The sequence below is a fragment of the Streptomyces sp. NBC_01003 genome, from assembly GCF_045162695.1.
Lineage (GTDB): Bacteria > Actinomycetota > Actinomycetes > Streptomycetales > Streptomycetaceae > Streptomyces.
Window position 1 is genome coordinate 9,641,226 of sequence record NZ_CP108707.1, and the last position, 17,930, is coordinate 9,659,155.

A 17,930-nucleotide genomic window follows, 5' to 3' on the forward strand; every position below is an offset into this window, starting at 1 on the left:
TAGATGAGCCCCGTGGATCGGCCGGCGCGGATCGGGGGCGGCCGGCCGGACTCCGGGGGCGCAAGAGCGATGAGTCTCGCCGCGGTTCCCGGTCTGTATACCCGACACGCCATCAACCGTATTCGAGGAGACCATCATGACCACCACCTACACATTCGACGTCTTCTCCAGCCTCGACGGCTTCGGCGCCGCCGGCGGAAACTGGACCGGCTACTGGGGCAAGCAGGGCCCCGAGCTCCTCGAGCACCGTCTCGCCCTGTACGACGACGAGCAGCGGATGGTCTTCGGGGCCAACACGTATCGGGCGTTCGCGCGGATGCTGGCCTCGAGCACCGAGGAGTCCGAGGTGCGTGACCCATGGGTCACCCGGATGAGGAACCTGCCGGCGACGGTGGTGTCGACCTCGCTGGAAGGGCCCCTCGACTGGCCGGATGCGAACGTCGCCGCCGGCGACGCCGTCGATGTCGTCGCTCGGCTCAAGAAGGAGTCCAAGGTGCCGTTGCGTTCGCACGGCAGTCTGTCGATGAACCGGGCGCTGATGGCCGCCGGCCTGGTCGACCGCGTCCAGGTGACGCTCTTCCCCGTGATCACAGGTCAGACCGGGTTGGACCCGATCTTCCAGGGTGCGGCCGACTTCGACCTCGAGCTGATCGAGCACCGGACCCTCGACGGCGACATCCAAGAGCTCGTCTACCGGCCCACCCTGCATGTCTGAGCCCGTCCATGGGCCCCACCCCGTCAACCAGCCCAACCCGGCCGGAAGTTCACGTTGCGCAATGTGTGGACCGGTCTCATGGCGGCCCTGCTTTGTGAAGGCCGTGCCCCCGCTGTGGGCGGTCACCCTGGCTCGCCGCATCAGGGCAACCGTCGCTAAGTCGCTCTGGCCGGGGCAGGGTTGAACGGCTCGGGCCGCAACTGAGGGGGCGCCGACGCGACGGTCAGGATGTGTTCAGTCTCCGGCTGACAAGGTCGGGCCTCATGACCGATACCTCTGAGACTCCTGGGGCGTACGCGCCCTCTGAGGCGGCCCCGGGCCGCCAGCTGCGCTGGAACAAGGTTCCGGAAGTCACCGCGTACTTCTGGATCATCAAGGTGCTGTGCACGACGGTCGGCGAGACCGCGGCGGACCTCCTGAACGAGAAGCTGGGCCTGGGCCTGACCGGCGTGTCGCTGCTGATGAGCGCGTTTCTGGCGGTCGTCCTGGTCGTCCAGTTCCGCACGAAGGCCTATCGACCCGGCGTCTACTGGCTTGCCGTGGCACTGATCAGCGTGGTCGGCACCTTGATCAGCGACAACCTCACCGACAACCTGGGCGTGCCGCTGGAGGCCAGTACCGCGACGTTCGCCGTTGCCCTCGCCGTGGTGTTCGTCGTCTGGCATCGGCGCGAGCGGACCCTGTCCATCCACAGCATCGACACGACGCCCCGCGAGGTCTACTACTGGCTGGCAGTGCTGCTCACCTTCGCGCTCGGCACCGCGGCCGGCGACCTCGTCGCCGAAAAGATGGCCCTCGGCTACTGGGTCTCCGCAGTCCTGTTCGCCCTGGCGATCGCCGCAGTCGCCGTCGCGCACTTCGCGCTCGGCCTGAACGCCGTGCTCAGCTTCTGGATCGCCTACATCCTCACCCGTCCCCTCGGTGCCTCGATCGGCGACTATCTGTCGCAGCCGACCGGCGACGGCGGCCTGGGCATCGGCACCGTGATCACCAGTGTGCTGTTCCTCGCGGTCATCCTCGGACTGGTCATCCACCTGTCGGTGACCCGGCGGGACGTCGAAGAGTCCGCGCCGCTCACCCCGCGGGAAGGCTGATCACGAAGCTCGCGCCCGGAGTGTGCTTCTCGTCGTGGTGCACCTCGCCGCCGACTGAGCGGGCCAGGCGTCGCGACAGCGGCAGCCCCAGGCCCGCTCCGTCGTGTCCGTCCCCGGGCCGGGCGCGGCGCCCCGGCTGGAAGAGCTGCGGCGCGAACGACTCCGGCACGCCGGGGCCGTCGTCCGTGACGACGACACGGACGCCGCCCGCACGGGCGCATGCCCGGATCTCCACCCGGGAGCGTGCGTGTCGCAGCGCGTTGTCGAGCAGCGGGCTGGCAATGCGCTCCAGGAGTGTGCCCGGGACCCCGGCCGACAGGCCAAGATCCCGGACCGTGACGACGACCTCCACGTTCCCGGCTGAATCGGCGCGATCGGCGCGATCGGCGAGGCCGCGCAGCACTCTGGGCACGTCACTGACGCCCCGTGTGGTGGCCGCGCTGTCACGGGCGTCGTCGAGGAGGGTGTCGCAGATCATGCGCATGGATCGCGCGGCGTCCGCGATGGTGTCGTGCGTGGTCCGGGTGTCGGCGGTGGAACGAGGGCGGGACTGCCACCAGTCCAGCTCGGCGATGATCCGGGCGAGCGGGTTGCGGAGCTCGTGCGACAGCTCCCGCGTGAGCTGTTGCTCGTGCCGCAGCAGCGCGCGAATACGGTCGAGCAGCGCGTCCAGCGACCCACCCAGCTGCATGAGTTCGGTCGGGCGCTCCACGCTCCCGAAGCGTTCCTCGGAGGCTATTGCGCTCCACTGCGCGGCATGCTCGGTCATGGCGCGCACGGGTCGCAGCGCACGCCCCACCGCCAACCGGGTCAGCGCGTAGGTGCAGGCCAGCATGACGGCGTCGAGCGCGAGCGAGGCGTAGAGCAGGGCATCGGCAGAACTGCTGTAGGGGGACAGGTCCAGCGCGGTGACCACCGAGGCGTCCCTTTTGCCGTCGGGCACCGGCAGCGAGCACAGACGGACCGGCCCATGGGCCTGCACGGTGACGCAATGTCGGCCGGTCCTCGTGGCCAATTGGTCGGCGGCGCGTGTCAGTGGCCCGGCAGCGGCGGACGGCGGCTTTTCGAGCAGCCGTCCTCCGTCGTAGATCCACACGTTCGTGTCCAGCAGTTCCTCACCCGGCGTCTCCAAGACGCGCACCCTGGGTCCGCTGGTGTCGACGGTGGCGGCAGCGGCGGCGGCCCGCGTGCGGAGCTCGTCGTCGGCCTGGTGCTGGAGGCGGTTGCGGACGACGGTGTTGAACACCGCGGTGAGGATCACCATCAGGAGCGTGGCGGTGGTCAGCGCTACCAGGGCCAGGCGCCCGCGCAGGGTTCGCGGCCAGAACCATGAGACGTAGGGCCTCATGACAGGCGGTGCCCGACGCCGCGCGCGGTGGTGACGGTCAGTGCGCTGCCGCCGTCGCGGAGCTTGCGTCGTAGCCGCGTCAGATATTGGTCCAGCGTGTTGTCGCTGACGTGGGCCCCCTCGGGCCAGCCGGCCCGGATGAGCTCACGCCTACGGACGATGTCGCCGGATGCGGCCATGAGAGCTGCCAGCAACCGGAACTCCGTGGGAGTCAGGGGGACGCGCGTCCCCCGCACCGTCAGGCTGTGCCCGACCGGGTCCAGGAGCACATCTCTGCAGGTCGCGGACTGCGACGAACCGTTGCGCTTGAGGGCTGCCCTCAGTCGTGCGGCCAGCTCCATCGTGTGGAACGGCTTGGGCAGATAGTCGTCGCCGCCTGCCGAGAAGCCTGCCAGGCGGTCGGTGAGCCGATGATGGGCGGTCAGGAAGATGACGGGAAAGACGAAGCCATTGGCCCTGATCGCCTGGCAGACGTCCCGGCCGTCCGCGTCGGGCAGCCCGACGTCGAGCACGGCAGCGTCGACGGCGTCCCCCGCCAGCCGCAGGGCGGTCGCGCCGTCCTGCGCGGGCACGGCGTCGAAATCCTCGTCCCGCAGACTCCGGAGCAGCACATCACGCAGCGCGTGATCGTCCTCGACGACCAGGATTCGATGCCTCATGCTCTCCCTCACCTGCCTTCACGCGACTCCTCCTATGGGGACGCGAACAGTATCGTCTACAGTCATGTAGACGATAGTGAGGTGGGGATCGTTCCCAAAACCAGCGCGCCGGGCTGACTGCCGTAGCTGCAGTACGCGGCATCTACGGTGAGACGTGTGACGCTGAGTGCAAGATCTCTTCTCCCGGTCAACATCACGCTCGGCGTGCTACTGATCGTGCTTCTCGCGGTGGCGGCGGGGGTTGCCTACTGGTTTCGTCTGTCTCCCGACTCATCGGCCGGCAGGCCGAGGGAGATCCTGGTCGCGGGGGCGCGTGCGGCGGCTCAGCTCGCCGCGGTGTCCGTGGTCATCACCTGGGCAGTCACCACGGTGGCCGGCCTGGTCGCGTTCCTGGTCGTGATGTTCACCGTCGCCGTACGCACGGCAGGCCGAAGGCTGACCAGCAACCGCACCTGGTGGCTGACCGCCGCACCCATTGCCGCCGGTGTCGCCCCCACGGTGGCCGCATTGCTGCTGACGGGACTGGTTCCCCTCAAGGGACTCGCCCTTGTTCCGATCACCGGCATTCTCATCGGCGGCGCCCTGACGGTGACGGTGCTCTCCGGGCGCCGCGCCCTGGACGAGCTGGAACAGCGCCGGGGCGAGGTCGAGGCGGCGATGGCGCTGGGCTTCCTCGACCGGGATGCGCGCATGGAGATCGCCCGGCCCGCGGCATCGGACGCCCTGCTTCCGGGCCTGGATCAGACGCGTACGGTCGGCCTGGTCACGCTCCCCGGGGCGTTCGTGGGCATGCTGTTGGGCGGCGCGAGTCCGGTGATGGCCGGGGCGGTGCAGCTGTTTGTACTGATCGCCCTCATGGCCGTGCAGGCCATCGCAGTCGCCATAACCGTCGAACTCGTCGCTCGACGGCGCCTGTTCCGCCCTGACGCGAAGAGCCCCTGAAATTAAGCGAGTTCAGGAACCTGGGTCTCGTGGCTCACGATGGTGAGGGCCATGTTGCGCTCGGCACGCAGGCGTTGCAGGAGTTCCATGATGGCGATGGCGATGGCGATGGCGGTGTCGGGATCCAGCGCCGAGGTGATCTCGTCGCAGAGCGGCAACTCAGGGCCGGCGGTGAGGGTTCGGGCATGCAGGGTGTGCTCGCCCGCGTCGGAGCGCGGTCATCGACGTAGGTGCGCGAGTTCCAGAAACTCGTGCAAGTCATGAGCTGCTTCCAGCACACAGACGCTGCTTACTCCTACCAGTGCTCCGGCCGCGGCGAGGAGGTGTGCCGGTCTGCGCGGGGGAGGTTCGAGCAGCGCTGCGACTCGGCGGGGGATGACGCCCGGGGCCGGGCTGCGGCCGAGGACCCCCAGGGCCGCTGAGGGCAGGCGTAGCGCGCGGGTTCGTTTGGTGGCCACGGCCGCTCTGGCCACGGTTTCGGCGACTGCGCGCCGGTCGCCGGTGTGGAGTGCGGCGTACTCATCGGCCCACCGCTCGACGGTGTAGGCGACGGACGTGGCCAGCGGGCGGAGCAGCGGGTTGGCGGCGGCCGAGATCTGGGCGAGCGTGACGAACGCGTAGTGATGGTGGTTCAGGTGTGCCCGCTCATGGGCCAGGATGATGTCGTGACCGGTGGGGTCAAGAGCGTCCAGCATGCCGTGGGAGATCACGATCCGGCCGGGCAGTCCTGGCATGGTGTACGCGTCGGCGTGCAGGTCGTCGGTGACGACGACCGACTCCCGCCCGGGGAGGCAGGCCGCTTCGAGAGCGGCTGACCACAGCGCCCCGGCCCGGCGCACGGTGAGGCGGACGGTGGCCGCAACGGCCAGTGTGAGCAGAACGGCTCCTGCCAGGGCCGCGGGCCAGGCTGCCGGGTCGTCGCGGGCGATCACTGTAGGCGAGTAGCCCTCGAGCGCCGCGATCAGCGGGAGACGCACCATTCCCGCCACGGCCAACAGGCCGAGGACCACGGTGCTGGACGCAGCCAGGATCAGTCCGGCTGCTGTCAGCAGCCATGTCGCCAGCCGCGGTTCGAGGCGGCGGGCCAGCGGGCCCGCGCTCAAGCCGGCCAGCGCGGGCAGCAGCAGCGGCAAGTAGACGGCCAGGTGCATCGGTACGTTTCTCCGCTACCCGTCGCTGCCCAACAGGCGGCGCAGCAGGTCTTCGTCGTCGTCGGACAGCTCGTCCACGAAATGGGTCAGAACTGAGGCGCGGTCGGTGCCTGCCTCCATCACCTGGTGCATGTGCCTGGCCGTCAGCCCCGACTCGTCGGAGACCGGTTCATAGGCGTAACTGCGGCCCAGCGGCGTTCGTTCGAGTACGCCACGGCTGTGCAGACGGGCGAGCGTGGTGGCCACGGTGGTGTGCGCGGGGGACGCCGTCAGGAGTTCAGCCACGTCCCCGGGCGTCAGGGCGCGTCCGGCCGAGTGCAGCAAGCTGAGGATCTCGGCCTCCAGCGCGCCGTTGGCCCGGCGCCTGCCACCGGTCCCAGATGCCTGTTCCTGAGCACCCAACGCCGTCCTCCTGCCTTCGTGGTCTACAGTCACCCGTATCTTCTATTCGCGAATAGAAGATAATGTGTCCCCAGCCCCGCCGTCACGCTCCAGGTGCGGTGGACCCTGCTCACAGGATGCCTGATGCCTCCTTCGCCTGCCCACAGCCCTCGGCGCGAGAGCATGCCGTTCTGGCCTGCCGTGTCCGTCCTGGCGGGCTGCGGTGTTCTGCTCGGGACCCTGGTTGCCGCGGTCGCGACGCGGGCGTCGCCCTTCGCCGTGGATACGGCCCTGCACGCGTGGATGCTGGACCACCGTCCGTCCTGGGCACGGCAGTTGGCCATCATCGTGACCGACACAGGCAGTGGAGCGCCGGCCTATGCGCTGGCGGCGCTGGCCGGAACGCTCGCGCGGCGCACCGCGCACTGGCGAGGCGCACTCACGGGAGTACTCGCTCTGGCCTCGGCGCAACTGGCACGTATGGCATTGGCCTCGGCACTGGCAAGGCCCAGACCGCCGTCCGCGGACTGGGCGGCGAAAGCCGGCGGATGGTCCATGCCTTCCGGGCACACCACGACGTCCATGGTGGTCGCCCTCCTGTTCACCCTCGCCGTACACCGCAGGGTGCATGGCCGGGGGAGGCCGCTCCTGCTCGCTGTCCCCGGGATCTGGGCAACTACCGTGGGCCTCACTCGCATTTACCTAGGCATGCACTGGCCGACCGACGTCGCGGCCGGATGGCTACTGGCCGGCTGCTGGGCCGCGTCGGCAACACTCGTTGTTCTTCTGTGGCGGCGCCGGGCCGACCACGCACTCTCGATGGAAAGGCAGCACACGTGAGCGCCATCAGCATCGGACAGGCCGTGATCCTCGGCGTGGTGGAGGGAGTGACGGAGTTTCTGCCCGTCTCCTCCACCGGCCACCTGAAGATCACTGAAGGGCTGATGAACATCCCGGTGGACGACAAGTCCGTCGTCGCGTTCACCGCGGTGATCCAGGTCGGCGCCATCGCCGCAGTGCTGCTCTACTTCTTCAAGGACATCGTCCGGATCCTGGGCGCATGGGGACGCGGCCTTCGCCACCGCGACCAGCGCCACCATCACGACTACAAATTCGCCTGGTGGGTCATCTACGCCACCATTCCCGTCGTCATCGTCGGGCTGGCCGCAAAGCCGCTGATCGAGGGCCCGCTCGCCTCGCTCTGGGTCGTGGCCGGATCGTTGATCGTCGGCAGTGGACTGATGTGGGCCGCCGACCAGATGGGCCGGCACAAGCGCGGCGAGGACGACACCACGCTGAAGGACGCCATGCTCGTCGGCTCCTCCCAGATCCTGGCCCTCCTCTTCCCCGGCTTCTCGCGGTCCGGTGCCACCATGTCCACCGGGCTCATCCTCGACCTGGACCGCGTCGCCGCCACGCGCCTGTCCTTCTTCCTCGGCATCCCCGCACTCACCGGCGCCGGCCTGTACGAACTCAAGGACGCCGTCGGAGCCGGCGCGGACACCGCGCCCCTCGTCGTGGGGACCGTGGTCTCCTTCGTCGTGGCGTACGCGTCCATCGCCTGGCTGCTGAAGTACGTCGCCCGGCACAACTTCAACGCATTCGTCATCTACCGGGTCATCATCGGCGTACTCCTGTTCGCCCTCCTGGGCACCGGAACCCTCAACGCCTGAGCAGGTCACGGCGACGGCGGAGCCGCCGTCGCCGTGATTCGGACCGAGGTCCTGGCACAGCACCGGCCGCGCCAAAGGGCACCTGAACGCATCCTGACCGCCGTGCGGCGCAGCGCGCACCACTCGATTCGCGGGAGCACCATGGCGGAATGAACAGCTGCCCGGCCCGGCGTATATCGGCGTTCCTTCCCGCCCCTGCCCCTGCTCCCGCGACGGAAGAATGCCGCCCTGAATACCCGAAGCGCTGCCCGGACTGACAGGGCGACCGACTGGTTGCGACGCCGACTCGGCCGCGGAGTCGTCCTGTCCTACGCAGCTGCCCTGCTCCTGCCGGGCCCCGGACTGTGGCTGCGCCGAGCCCACTCGCTGCCCCTCGGCGCGGCAGGCCGGCTGTCCTTGAGCACCGCACCGCTCTTGCTGGCTCTGGTGCTCTTCTCGGCCGGACTCCAGGTTCCGGTGCGCACGCTGGGGACCCTGCTGCGCCGACCGATCGCGCTGCTTGCCGGGCTCGTTCTGCACCTGGCGATTCCGCTGCTGGCCATCCCCGCGGTCGCGTTCCTGCTGCGCCGGACGCCCGACACCGACGGCGGCAGCGGCTTGGTCACCGCGATGATCCTGATCGTGGCCATGCCCGTCGCCGCCGGGTCGACAGTGTGGACCGGGAAGGGAGGCGGCGACCAGCCGACCATGGTGGGGCTCGTCCTCGCGTCCACCCTTCTCAGCCCGCTCACCATTCCTCTGGTCACCAGCGCCCTGGTGCCGCTGCTCGGAGGCGGCTACGCCGACAGACTCACCAGGGCCCTGCACGCCGGCGACGGCGGATTTGCCCTGGTCGGCGTGGTCCTGCCGTGCACGGCAGGCATCCTGTGCCGCCTGGCCCTACCGGCGCCGTGGCCGCGCCGGGCGGTCGGCATCGGCGTACCCATTGCCCTGGTCGGCTCACTCCTCCTCACCTACGTCAACGCCTGCGGCGCCCTCGGCTCGTTCCTGGCCCACCCGCGTCCGCTGCTGCTGGTCGCCGCGCTGGCCGTGGCGGCCGGCGTCTGCCTGCTGTCGTTCATGGTGGGCCGCGGAGCCGCACGTCTGCTGGGACTGGACGCTCCCGCGGCATCGTCACTCACGCTCGCCTGCGGCATGAACAACAGCAGCGCGAGCGCGGTCCTGATCACCACCACGCTGCCCGACAAACCGCACCTGCTCCTGCCGGTCCTGGCCTACGGACTGCTGCAGAAGACGGCCGCCGGCCGGGTCGTCCGCAGACAGCGGATACGCGTCGACGGCACGCACCCCATGGCTCACACCTCCTGACCAGCGTTCGGCCGGGACAGCAACCGCAGAGTCGCCGCGCGCACGGTGCCGCAGCGCAGTACCCCGGTACCACCCGCCTGGCCCCCTTCAGCCCCCGGTACCACCGGATCGGGGACACCGCGGTCTTAGCGTTGCGGAGGAGGCGTCAGGCGTGTCCATCGCCTCAGCCCGGAAAAGAGAGAGAAGCGAATGATCGACGCACAGCAGCTCACCAAGAGGTACGGGGAGAAGACAGCCGTCGACGGTCTGGACTTCACCGTGAAGCCGGGCACGGTGACCGGCTTCCTGGGACCCAACGGAGCGGGCAAGTCGACGACCATGCGCATGGTCGTCGGGCTCGACGCGCCGACGAGGGGCTCCGTGACGGTGAACGGCCACCGCTACGCCCGCCACCAGGCACCCCTGCAGGAGGTCGGAGCGCTTCTGGAGGCCAAGTCGATCCACCCGGGCCGCTCGGCCTGCAACCACCTCCGGGCGCTCGCGCTCACCCACGGCATTCCGCGCCGCCGCGTCGACGAGGTCATCGAACTCGCCGGCCTCGGCACCGTCGCGAAGAAGCGGGCCGGTGCCTTCTCTCTCGGCATGGGGCAGCGGCTCGGCATCGCCGCCGCGCTGCTGGGCGATCCGCAGACGGTGATGCTGGACGAGCCCGTCAACGGTCTGGACCCCGAGGGAGTGCTCTGGATCCGCAATCTGCTCACGTCGCTCGCGGCGGAGGGGCGGACGGTGTTCGTCTCCTCGCACCTGATGAGTGAGGTCGCCCTGGTGGCTGACCACCTGATCATCGTCGGCAGGGGACAGCTGCTGGCCGACACGACCGTACGGGACCTTGTCCGCGAGGCGGGCGGTGACACCGTAAAGGTCGCGACGCAGGACCCGACCACGCTGCGGGACGTGCTGTCCGGGCCTGGCGTGGAGGTCACCGGCCGCGCCGGATCCGAGGAACTGCAGGTGACCGGGATGACCGCCCGCGAGATCGGGCTGAAGGCGGCCGAGCACGGAATCCCCCTGTTCGAGCTGACTGCGAAGGCGGTGTCGCTGGAGGAAGCCTTCATGGAACTGACCAGGGACGCCGTGGAGTACCACGGTTCCACGACAGGCGCCGACACCTTCGGGAGCACAACATGAGCACCCTCACGGCAACCCCCGAGATCCCCGAGACCCCCGGGACCGCCCAGGCCACTCCGGGCGGGCCCGTCTACCGGGTGACCGGACGGCGTGTGCTGTCCTCGGAGTGGGTCAAACTCTGGTCCGTGCGCTCGACCTGGATCACTCTCGGTCTGGGCCTGCTGTTCCTCGTCGCCTTCGGCGTCATCGCCGCGAGCCACTACAAGTCCGAGATCGGCTCCGGCCGTCCCATGGAACGTGGCTTCGACTCCGCGACGGCCGTGAGCCTGTCGCTCTTCGGCACGAACTTCGCCCAGCTGGCCCTCGGCGTACTCGGTGTGCTGGTCACGGCGGGCGAGTACTCCACCGGCACGATCCGCTCGAGCCTGGCCGCGGTACCGCGCCGGCTCCCGGTGCTGTGGTCCAAGGTGGTGGTGTACGGGCTGGTCGCGCTCGTGATCGCCACGGTCGGCGCGTTCGTCGCCTTCCTCGTCGGAAGCCGGGTCGTCTCCGGCACGCCCGCTGCCATGGGCCTCGCCCACGCCGGCGTCGTACGCAGCCTGCTGGGCGCCGGGCTCTACCTCGGTCTGGTCGGTGTGATCGGCACCGCCCTGGGCGCGCTGCTGCGGTCGGTGGCGGGCGGCATCTCGGTCCTGGTCGCCACCCTCATGCTCGTCCCAGGGCTGATCTCCCTGTTGCCCAGTTCGTGGCAGGGCGACATCGACCCGTACCTCCCGAGCAACGCAGGCGAGGCGACGTTCGCCCTGACGCACGACTCCACCACCCTGTCGCCGACCGCCGGGCTCCTGGTCTTCCTCGGCTGGACGGCACTGGCGCTGGCCGGGGCGGCGCACCGGCTGCTGCGCAGCGACGTCTGAGCCATTGCCTTCGAATGACGGGCCGGACCCGCAGCATGGGCCGGACCCGCATCAAAGCCCAGACCCGCACCATGGGCTGGTGAACTCCGTGACCACCGAAGACCTCGGCGGGACGAGGCCGCTCGTCGCTCGGTTCGGCCGGGCCGGCGAGCGGCTACGGCGCGCCGACGCGGCCCGTCCGTGGGTGCTGGACACCGCGGTCGTGGCCCTGGTCCTCCTGGTGTAGCTTCCGCGCATGGAACAACGCGTCAGTCTGATCACCCTGGCTGTTGCCGATCTCGGGCGCTCCCGGGCGTTCTACGAGAGCCTCGGTTGGCGCGGACAAGAGGTCGAAGAGACCGTCTTCTTCCAGGCAGGTGGCCTCGGGCTCGTCCTGTGGGGCCGCGACAAGCTCGCACTCGACTGTGGCCTCGACAGCGCTGACGGGACAGGCTTCGGCGGCATCGTCCTGGCGCACAACATGCGCTCGCCGAAGGATGTGGACGCGCTCCTCACCGCAGCACAGCAAGCCGGAGGCACCATCACCAAGCCGGCCCAGGCAACGCCCTACGGCGGCTACGCGGGGTGCTTCGCCGACCCTGACGGACACCTGTGGGAGATCGCCCACAACCCGGGCTTCCCCCTGGCCGAAGACGGCTCCCCTGACCATCCCGGCCTTCGGATCCCCGTAGTGACCTGACTGACCGCTGACCGCTGACCGCTGACCCCTGACCGCTGTAGTTGGCCCGTTCAGGGGGTGGTCAATTCGGCGGGGGAGAGGCACTCGGTGCAGCGGCATCGTGTGTGGGGGGCATGATTCGACCGTCCGGTCGGGGCTGCTTCCCCGTTCGAGCCTGTTCAGACCGTGGCCGCAGGGTGGACTTGACTTCGAGGGCACTCGAATTCGTACCGTGCCCTCATGAGCGACAGCAGCACACCGCAGCACAAGATCGGTTCGGGTTTCGGCGCCCGGAGCTCCGCCGACGATGTCCTCGCAGGCATCGATCTCACGGGTCGGCTCGCCCTGGTGACGGGCGGTTACTCGGGCATCGGCGCCGAGACCACACGCGCACTGGCGAAGGCCGGCGCCCGGGTCGTGGTCCCGGCTCGCCGGGTCGGCGCGGCACAGGAAAATCTGGCCGGGATCGACGGTGTCGAGGTGGAAGAAATGGACCTCGGTGACCTGGACAGCGTGCGCGCCTTCGCCGAGCGTTTCCTCGCCACGGGCCGGCCCCTGGACATCGTCATCGACAGCGCGGGGATCATGGCCTGCCCCGAGACCCGCGTCGGGCCGGGGTGGGAGGCCCAGTTCGCCACCAACCACCTGGGCCACTTCGCCCTCATCAACCGCCTTTGGCCGGCGCTCGAGCCGGGTGGCGCCCGCGTTGTCTCGGTCTCCTCCACCGGCCACCACGCCTCCGGTATCCGCTGGGACGACGTTCACTGGCGCCACGGCTACGACAAGTGGGAGGCGTACGGCCAGGCCAAGACGGCGAACGCGCTGTTCGCCGTGGAACTCGACCGCCGTGGCCAGGGTCTGGGCGTGCGGGCCTTCTCGCTGCACCCCGGTGGCATCCTGACGCCCCTTCAGCGGCATCTGCCGAGGCAGGAGATGGTCGAGCGGGGCTGGATCGACGAGCACGGCAACCTGCTCCACCCCGAGGCGTTCAAGACGCCGCAGCAGGGCGCGGCCACGCAGGTCTGGGCGGCGACCTCCCCCCAGCTGGACGGCATGGGCGGTGTCTACCTGGAGGACTGCGACATCGCCGAGCCCGCCCCGGCGGACGGCTCCCGGGTCGGCGTCAAGGAGTGGGCCACGGACCCGGAGCAAGCGGCCCGCCTGTGGGCGCTGTCCGCCGAACTGACGGGCGTGGACGCGTTCGCCGCCTGAGAGATGCCGTCGCACGATTACGCGAAGCCAGGACCAACCCCGCCGCCGCGCCCGTTGAACCCGTGCCACTGACCGCGGCTCAAAGGCCCCTTCGCATGAGAATGCACATCGTCTCGTGGCTACGGATCGACCCGTCGGGCCCTTCCTCGTCCCAGACGTCCGGTTTGCGGCCGTAGGCGATATAGCCCAGGCGTTCGTACAGGGCGCGGGCCCGGGGATTGCTTTCCTCCACTGCGAGTTCGGCCCGGCGCAGCCCCCGGTCCCGGATCCGCTGTTCGGCAGCGCGGACGAGCAGCGTTCCCAGGCCGCGGGACTGCAGCACCGGGTGCACGGCGAGCTGCCACAGGAATCCGGACTCCTCGCAGACCTGGAAGTCGATGCCGCCGATCGCCACCGGCAGGTCCTCGGGAGTGCATACAGCCAGGTAGTCCACCTCGCCCAACGCAGCGCGAGCCAGCTCTCGTTCTACGCTGCGCAGGTGGGTGCCCGAGCCGGACCAAGTACACCTCGGCAGATCCCGTGGCAGCAGATCGCGCACACTGACAGGCAAGATGACGGTTGCGTCGGCGAAGTCGCCATCGGTGGTCACGCCTTGGAGCATGCCTACCTCTGCGACGGCACGGCAACGCATTTCTCCCCCGGCTCGGCCTCGGGCGTCGGCGCCGACCGGGCCGGACTCCCCGTTTGGATCGCCGCCCAGGCCCTCGGCACCCGCACTTGCAACCTGCCCCCCCGGAGGACGAGTCAGAGATTGGCGGGCATTGCGATCCGGGCTTGGTCAGAGACCTGACGCATTTCCCTTCCAGCAGATCAGCCGCCGGCTCAGCCACGGGTTCTCGTCGGGCGACGACGGTACGTGATCTCCGGGAACACTGTCGCCTCGGCGTGCATTACCGGCCCACTCAGATCCGACGTCCGTCAGCGGTGCCTGGCAACCGGCACGTGTCCAAACGGGTAGAAGGAAGGGTTCCGGCGGCGGACGACACTCACCAACCTCCGGAACCGAAAATGGGCGCGTTCTGCTCCGGGCCGGGCCGGGCCGGTCAGAAGCTGCTCCCAATCCCCGCGCGGAACCAGGTAGTTATTCGCTGGACATCTCGGAGGCCAGCGGCGAGCGTTAGTGGAATGGAGCAGGCGAAAATCTGGGACGCGGAAGTTGCCAAGCGCTACGACACGCCGGGATCCGGCATGTTCGCACCTGAGGTCCTGGGTCCGACCGTGAACCGCCTCGCCGAGCTCGCAGGGGAGGGAGCCGCGCTCGAGTTCGCCATCGGGACCGGCCGCGTAGCCGTCCCGCTCGCCGAGCGAGGGATTCCTGTCACCGGCATCGAATTGTCATTGCCGATGGTGGAGCAACTGCGCACCAAGGCGGACGAAGCAACGATCCCGGTGATCCCGGGTGACATGGCGACCACCGTCGTCCCGGGGAAGTACACCCTGGTCTATCTCGTCTACAACACGATCTCCAACCTGCTCACCCAGGCTGAGCAGGTCGAGTGCTTCCGCAATGCGGCCCGACACCTCGAGCCCGGTGGTCGGTTCGTGATCGAGCTCTGGGTACCTGAGCTGCGCAAGCTCCCGCCGGGCCAGACCGCCATGGTCTGGCAGGCCGATGTCGGCTACATCGGTTTGGACACCTATGACGTGCTGCGTCAGCACGTCGTGTCACACCACTTCCGGTTCGACGAGACCACGCAGGCTCAATTGTTCCGCAGCCCTCACCGCTACATCTGGCCGGGGGAACTCGACCTCATGGCGCAGCTGGCTGGATTCGAACTGGAAAGCAGGCATGCGGACTGGGCGGGCGGTGCCTTCACTGCCGAGTCGCCCTCTCATGTCTCCGTCTACCGAATTCCACACACGTCGTAGCTGGGGTGGGGGTTTCGTGTGGTGTTGCGGGTTCAGGCCCGGGTGACCGTGGGGTTGGTGGTGCGGGTGGTGCGGAATCGTGCGCGGTATTCGGTGGGCGCTACCCCCAGCGTCTGCTGGAACGCCCGGCGCATGCTCTCCGATGAGCCGAACCCCGCCGCCTGCGCGATGTGTTCGACCGCGTCGCCGCCGCCCTCGAGCAGGGCGCGGGCCGCCTCCAGACGTACGGATTCGATGTATTGGCCGGGGGTCATTCCGGTGTCGGCCCGGAACAGCCGCGTGAGGTGGCGGGGGCTCACGCCGGCCACCTCGGCCAGGGCAGTGAGGTCGGACGCCACCCGCGGGTCGGCTCCGGCGGCGTCCATGGCGGCGCGTACTGCGGGGTGCTGTCCGGTGGCGGGGTTGAGGCGCGCACTGAATTGTGACTGGCCGCCGGGGCGGGCCATGAACACCACCAGCTCACGGGCCACATCGCGGGCGGTGTCGGCGCCGTGGTCCTCCTCGACCAGAGCGAGCGCCAGATCGATCCCCGCGCTCACCCCGGCCGACGTGACGACGGGACCGTCGCGTACGTAGATGGGGTCGTGGGCGACGGTTACGGCTGGGTAGGCAGTGGCGAGGTCGGCGGCGAGCCGCCAGTGGGTGGCGGCTCGCCGGCCGTCCAGGATGCCTGTCTCGGCAAGGAGGAAGGCGCCTGCGCAGACGGACGCCACCCGCCGTGCGCGGCGGGCGAGTTGGGCCGTGAAGGCGACGAGTTCCGTGTCTTGTACGGCGGTGCGCCAGTCGCTGCGTCCGGGGATCAGGACGGTGTCGATGCGGCGTGGCAGCGCGTCCGGGCCGATGTCGACGCCGATCCGCACGCCTGACGAGGTGCGGACATCGGCGCCGTCGGGGGAGACGATCCGCACGTCGTAGGCGGCGCCGCCGGTGGTGCCGGTCGCTGTGGTGAATACTTCCGTCGGCCCCGTCACGTCGAGGAGCTGTACCTGGTCGAAGGCGACGATCACGATCGTCGGCACCGCCGGCCTTCTTGGGCTCACTGCTCCCACTTCGAGTCGAGGATCGTCCGCACGAAGTCGCCGCGCTCGAAGCCGGGCACGTAGTGGGCGAGAACGTCGGCCTTCACGTTGCCGAAGGTGGTGTCCGGCTTCGGGGCGACACCGTCGGTGAAGGCCGCGAGGATGCGGTGTTTGAAGTCGGGCCGCGGGTGCAGGGCGACGATGGCCGCGCGGTCGGACGCGGACAGGTCGTCGTAGCCGATGCCGAGCACGTCGTACTCGACGCCTGCGGTCACCAGTGCGACCTCCGGCTCCATGTACTGGGGCACTCCCGGCGTGGTGTGCAGGGCGATCGCCGTCCATACGCGGCGCACACTGTCCGGCGGAACGTCGCGCGCGGTCAGGAAGCGCCGGGCTTCGTCGGCACTGTCGACTTCGAAGCGGCGGCCGCTGCCGTGGAAGCGTTCGGACAGCCCCAGGTCGTGGAACAGGGCGCCGATGTAGACGAGTTCGGGATCGTAGGAGAGGTCGCGGTTGCGGCCCTGGAGCGCCCCGAAGAAGAACACCCGCCTCGAGTGGTGGTAGATCAGTTCGCTCGTCGTGTCCCGTACCAGCTGCTCCGCCTCGCGCGCGAGCTTCGTGTCGGGCACGGGCACACCCGCCACTACAGCACCGTCGTTGTTCATCTTGCTCACCCGGACCTTCCGTACGCGATGGCCTCGTCCTGCCGGTTCACTGCCGACGTGTCCGCCGACCTGTTCAGCATCCGTCGCGTGGGCGGCGCGCGCCATGGCTGTACGGCCGGGTATGCCACAGATACGGACATCGGGCGGGCGGGTGGGGTTGAGGTGCGTCGGCGGGGCGGATGGTCGGCTTCGGGCCGGGGCCGGCGTCTGGCGCCGGGTGGCCGGGGTCGCCGGGACGCCGATGACCGCCGGTGCCTATGACTGCGAGGCCTGCCAGGACAGCGCCGAAGCCGCCTCGCCGTCGGTCGGGCCTACATCCCCAGGCCTCGTAGCCCTCCCACCTGTCGTGGTGAGGCGAGAGCGAGGCTTTCGTGCGGGGTGGTGGGGCTAGGCGATGGGTGTGGAGCGGATGGCGGAGATGTCGAACTGCAGCCGGACTTTTTCGCTGACCATGGTGCCGCCTGCTTCGAGGCGTTGGTTGTAGACGAGGCCCCATTGGGTGCGGTCGATGGTGGTGGTGGCGTCGAAGCCGGCGCGTTCGTAGCCGAAGGGGTCGAGGACGGAGCCGAGGTAGTCGAGTTGGAGTTCGACGGGGCGGGTGACGCCGCGGATGGTCAGGTCGCCCGTCATGCGGAAGGTCTCTTTGCCCTCGTGGGTGGTGGAGGTGCTGCGGAAGGTCATCTCGGGGTGGCGGCGGGCGTCGAAGAAGTCGGTGCCGATGAGGTGGGCGTCGCGTTGTTCGACGCCGGTGTCGACGCTGGCGACCCGGATGGTGATGTCGGCGCGGGACTGGGAGGGGCGGGCTCCGTCGAAGTACAGGGTGCTGTCGTAGTCGGTGAAGGCGCCGCGGACGGTGGTGACCATGGCGTGGCGTACGGAGAAGCCGATGCGGCTGTGGGGGCGGTCGATGGTCCATTGCCCGGTCAGTGCGCGAAGGGCGGGGTCGAGCGTGGCGCCGGCGGCGTCGTCGGGGAAGGGGGTACGGGGGCCGGCGGTAGGTGTCGGCTCGATGGTCGCGCTCTGGCGACGGCTGAAGATACCCATGCGGTCGTAGCCCTCCTCGATTTTGATTACTCCGTGTTATCACGGTGTGGGGAGGGGGTGGGTGGGGAGATGGGTGGCCTCGTCCGATATCTCTGTCGTGGCCTGCAAAGATGCACAGGATCGACCCAGGATCGTCATGAGTGTGGATGTACTGTCCGGCGATGCGTCTTCACGTAAAGTCACTGCGCGGTTCGGTGAGGTGGCGAG

The 17,930-nt window shown here is 69.3% G+C and carries 20 protein-coding genes and 1 pseudogene; 12 read left to right on the forward strand and 9 right to left on the reverse strand.

Annotation, left to right across the window (positions count from 1 at the left end):
• The first annotated feature begins 136 nt into the window (after positions 1-136).
• Both OG698_RS44345 and OG698_RS44350 read left to right on the forward strand, forming a co-directional pair.
• The gene (locus OG698_RS44345; protein ID WP_406109808.1) at positions 137-715 is read left to right on the forward strand and encodes a dihydrofolate reductase family protein; all 579 of its coding nucleotides are present in this window, start codon (positions 137-139) and stop codon (positions 713-715) included.
• A gap of 263 nt (positions 716-978) precedes the next feature.
• Positions 979-1,809: a hypothetical protein gene (locus OG698_RS44350; protein WP_406109809.1), complete on the forward strand. Its 831-nt coding sequence runs from the start codon at positions 979-981 to the stop codon at positions 1,807-1,809.
• On the opposite strand, the gene OG698_RS44355 is transcribed toward OG698_RS44350, so the two are convergent.
• Both OG698_RS44355 and OG698_RS44360 read right to left on the reverse strand, forming a co-directional pair.
• Positions 1,790-3,157, reverse strand: coding sequence for a sensor histidine kinase (locus OG698_RS44355; protein WP_406109810.1), 1,368 nt, complete (start codon positions 3,155-3,157; stop codon positions 1,790-1,792). The genes OG698_RS44350 and OG698_RS44355 overlap by 20 nt on opposite strands.
• A complete protein-coding gene (locus tag OG698_RS44360; RefSeq protein WP_406109811.1) occupies positions 3,154-3,816 on the reverse strand; it encodes a response regulator transcription factor in 663 nt (220 codons plus the stop codon). The genes OG698_RS44355 and OG698_RS44360 overlap by 4 nt, the downstream gene beginning before the upstream one ends.
• 156 nt (positions 3,817-3,972) lie before the next feature.
• On the opposite strand from OG698_RS44360, the gene OG698_RS44365 reads away from it, so the two are divergent.
• A complete protein-coding gene (locus OG698_RS44365; protein WP_406109812.1) occupies positions 3,973-4,758 on the forward strand; it encodes an ABC transporter permease in 786 nt (261 codons plus the stop codon).
• A 2-nt stretch (positions 4,759-4,760) separates the two neighbouring features.
• Here the strand turns inward: OG698_RS44365 and OG698_RS44370 are convergent, their stop codons facing one another.
• The 3 genes from OG698_RS44370 to OG698_RS44380 are packed head-to-tail and all read right to left on the reverse strand — an operon-like array spanning position 4,761 to position 6,311.
• Positions 4,761-4,916: a hypothetical protein gene (locus OG698_RS44370; protein ID WP_406109813.1), complete on the reverse strand. Its 156-nt coding sequence runs from the start codon at positions 4,914-4,916 to the stop codon at positions 4,761-4,763.
• Positions 4,917-4,976: 60 nt separating this feature from the next.
• A complete protein-coding gene (locus tag OG698_RS44375; protein ID WP_406109814.1) occupies positions 4,977-5,909 on the reverse strand; it encodes a M56 family metallopeptidase in 933 nt (310 codons plus the stop codon).
• Positions 5,910-5,924: 15 nt separating this feature from the next.
• Positions 5,925-6,311: a BlaI/MecI/CopY family transcriptional regulator gene (locus OG698_RS44380; RefSeq protein WP_406109815.1), complete on the reverse strand. Its 387-nt coding sequence runs from the start codon at positions 6,309-6,311 to the stop codon at positions 5,925-5,927.
• A 123-nt stretch (positions 6,312-6,434) separates the two neighbouring features.
• Between OG698_RS44380 and OG698_RS44385 the strand changes: the two genes are divergently transcribed.
• From OG698_RS44385 to OG698_RS44420, 8 genes and pseudogenes are all read left to right on the forward strand, one after another.
• A complete protein-coding gene (locus tag OG698_RS44385) occupies positions 6,435-7,130 on the forward strand; it encodes a phosphatase PAP2 family protein (protein WP_406109816.1) in 696 nt (231 codons plus the stop codon).
• Positions 7,127-7,963: an undecaprenyl-diphosphate phosphatase gene (locus OG698_RS44390; RefSeq protein WP_406109817.1), complete on the forward strand. Its 837-nt coding sequence runs from the start codon at positions 7,127-7,129 to the stop codon at positions 7,961-7,963. Before OG698_RS44385 ends, OG698_RS44390 begins: the two co-directional genes overlap by 4 nt.
• Positions 7,964-8,236: 273 nt before the next feature.
• Positions 8,237-9,271 (forward strand): sodium-dependent transporter, encoded by a 1,035-nt coding sequence (locus tag OG698_RS44395; protein WP_406109818.1) that lies wholly within the window; start codon positions 8,237-8,239, stop codon positions 9,269-9,271.
• A gap of 189 nt (positions 9,272-9,460) precedes the next feature.
• Positions 9,461-10,399, forward strand: coding sequence for an ATP-binding cassette domain-containing protein (locus tag OG698_RS44400; RefSeq protein WP_406109819.1), 939 nt, complete (start codon positions 9,461-9,463; stop codon positions 10,397-10,399).
• Positions 10,396-11,256: an ABC transporter permease gene (locus OG698_RS44405; RefSeq protein ID WP_406109820.1), complete on the forward strand. Its 861-nt coding sequence runs from the start codon at positions 10,396-10,398 to the stop codon at positions 11,254-11,256. The genes OG698_RS44400 and OG698_RS44405 overlap by 4 nt, the downstream gene beginning before the upstream one ends.
• A 79-nt stretch (positions 11,257-11,335) precedes the next feature.
• Positions 11,336-11,482 (forward strand): hypothetical protein, encoded by a 147-nt coding sequence (locus tag OG698_RS44410; protein ID WP_406109821.1) that lies wholly within the window; start codon positions 11,336-11,338, stop codon positions 11,480-11,482.
• A gap of 9 nt (positions 11,483-11,491) precedes the next feature.
• Positions 11,492-11,927 (forward strand): annotated as a pseudogene (locus tag OG698_RS44415) (VOC family protein).
• Between the two features lie 227 nt (positions 11,928-12,154).
• Positions 12,155-13,126 carry an SDR family NAD(P)-dependent oxidoreductase gene (locus OG698_RS44420; protein ID WP_406109822.1) on the forward strand — a complete coding sequence of 324 codons (972 nt, stop codon included), beginning with the start codon at positions 12,155-12,157 and terminating at the stop codon, positions 13,124-13,126.
• Between the two features lie 79 nt (positions 13,127-13,205).
• Here OG698_RS44420 and OG698_RS44425 read toward each other — a convergent pair whose 3' ends face one another.
• Positions 13,206-13,727: a GNAT family N-acetyltransferase gene (locus tag OG698_RS44425; RefSeq protein ID WP_406109823.1), complete on the reverse strand. Its 522-nt coding sequence runs from the start codon at positions 13,725-13,727 to the stop codon at positions 13,206-13,208.
• Between the two features lie 524 nt (positions 13,728-14,251).
• Between OG698_RS44425 and OG698_RS44430 the strand changes: the two genes are divergently transcribed.
• Complete coding sequence (locus tag OG698_RS44430; protein ID WP_406109824.1) at positions 14,252-14,995, forward strand: class I SAM-dependent DNA methyltransferase; 744 nt, start codon at positions 14,252-14,254, stop codon at positions 14,993-14,995.
• 32 nt (positions 14,996-15,027) lie between these two features.
• Here the strand turns inward: OG698_RS44430 and OG698_RS44435 are convergent, their stop codons facing one another.
• From OG698_RS44435 to OG698_RS44445, 3 genes are all read right to left on the reverse strand, one after another.
• Positions 15,028-16,005, reverse strand: coding sequence for a GlxA family transcriptional regulator (locus tag OG698_RS44435; protein WP_406111629.1), 978 nt, complete (start codon positions 16,003-16,005; stop codon positions 15,028-15,030).
• Between the two features lie 26 nt (positions 16,006-16,031).
• The gene (locus tag OG698_RS44440) at positions 16,032-16,679 is read right to left on the reverse strand and encodes an HD domain-containing protein (RefSeq protein ID WP_406111631.1); all 648 of its coding nucleotides are present in this window, start codon (positions 16,677-16,679) and stop codon (positions 16,032-16,034) included.
• Between the two features lie 387 nt (positions 16,680-17,066).
• Entirely contained in the window at positions 17,067-17,723 is a 657-nt protein-coding gene (locus tag OG698_RS44445) for a YceI family protein (protein ID WP_406109825.1), read from the reverse strand.
• Between the last annotated feature and the right edge of the window lie 207 nt (positions 17,724-17,930).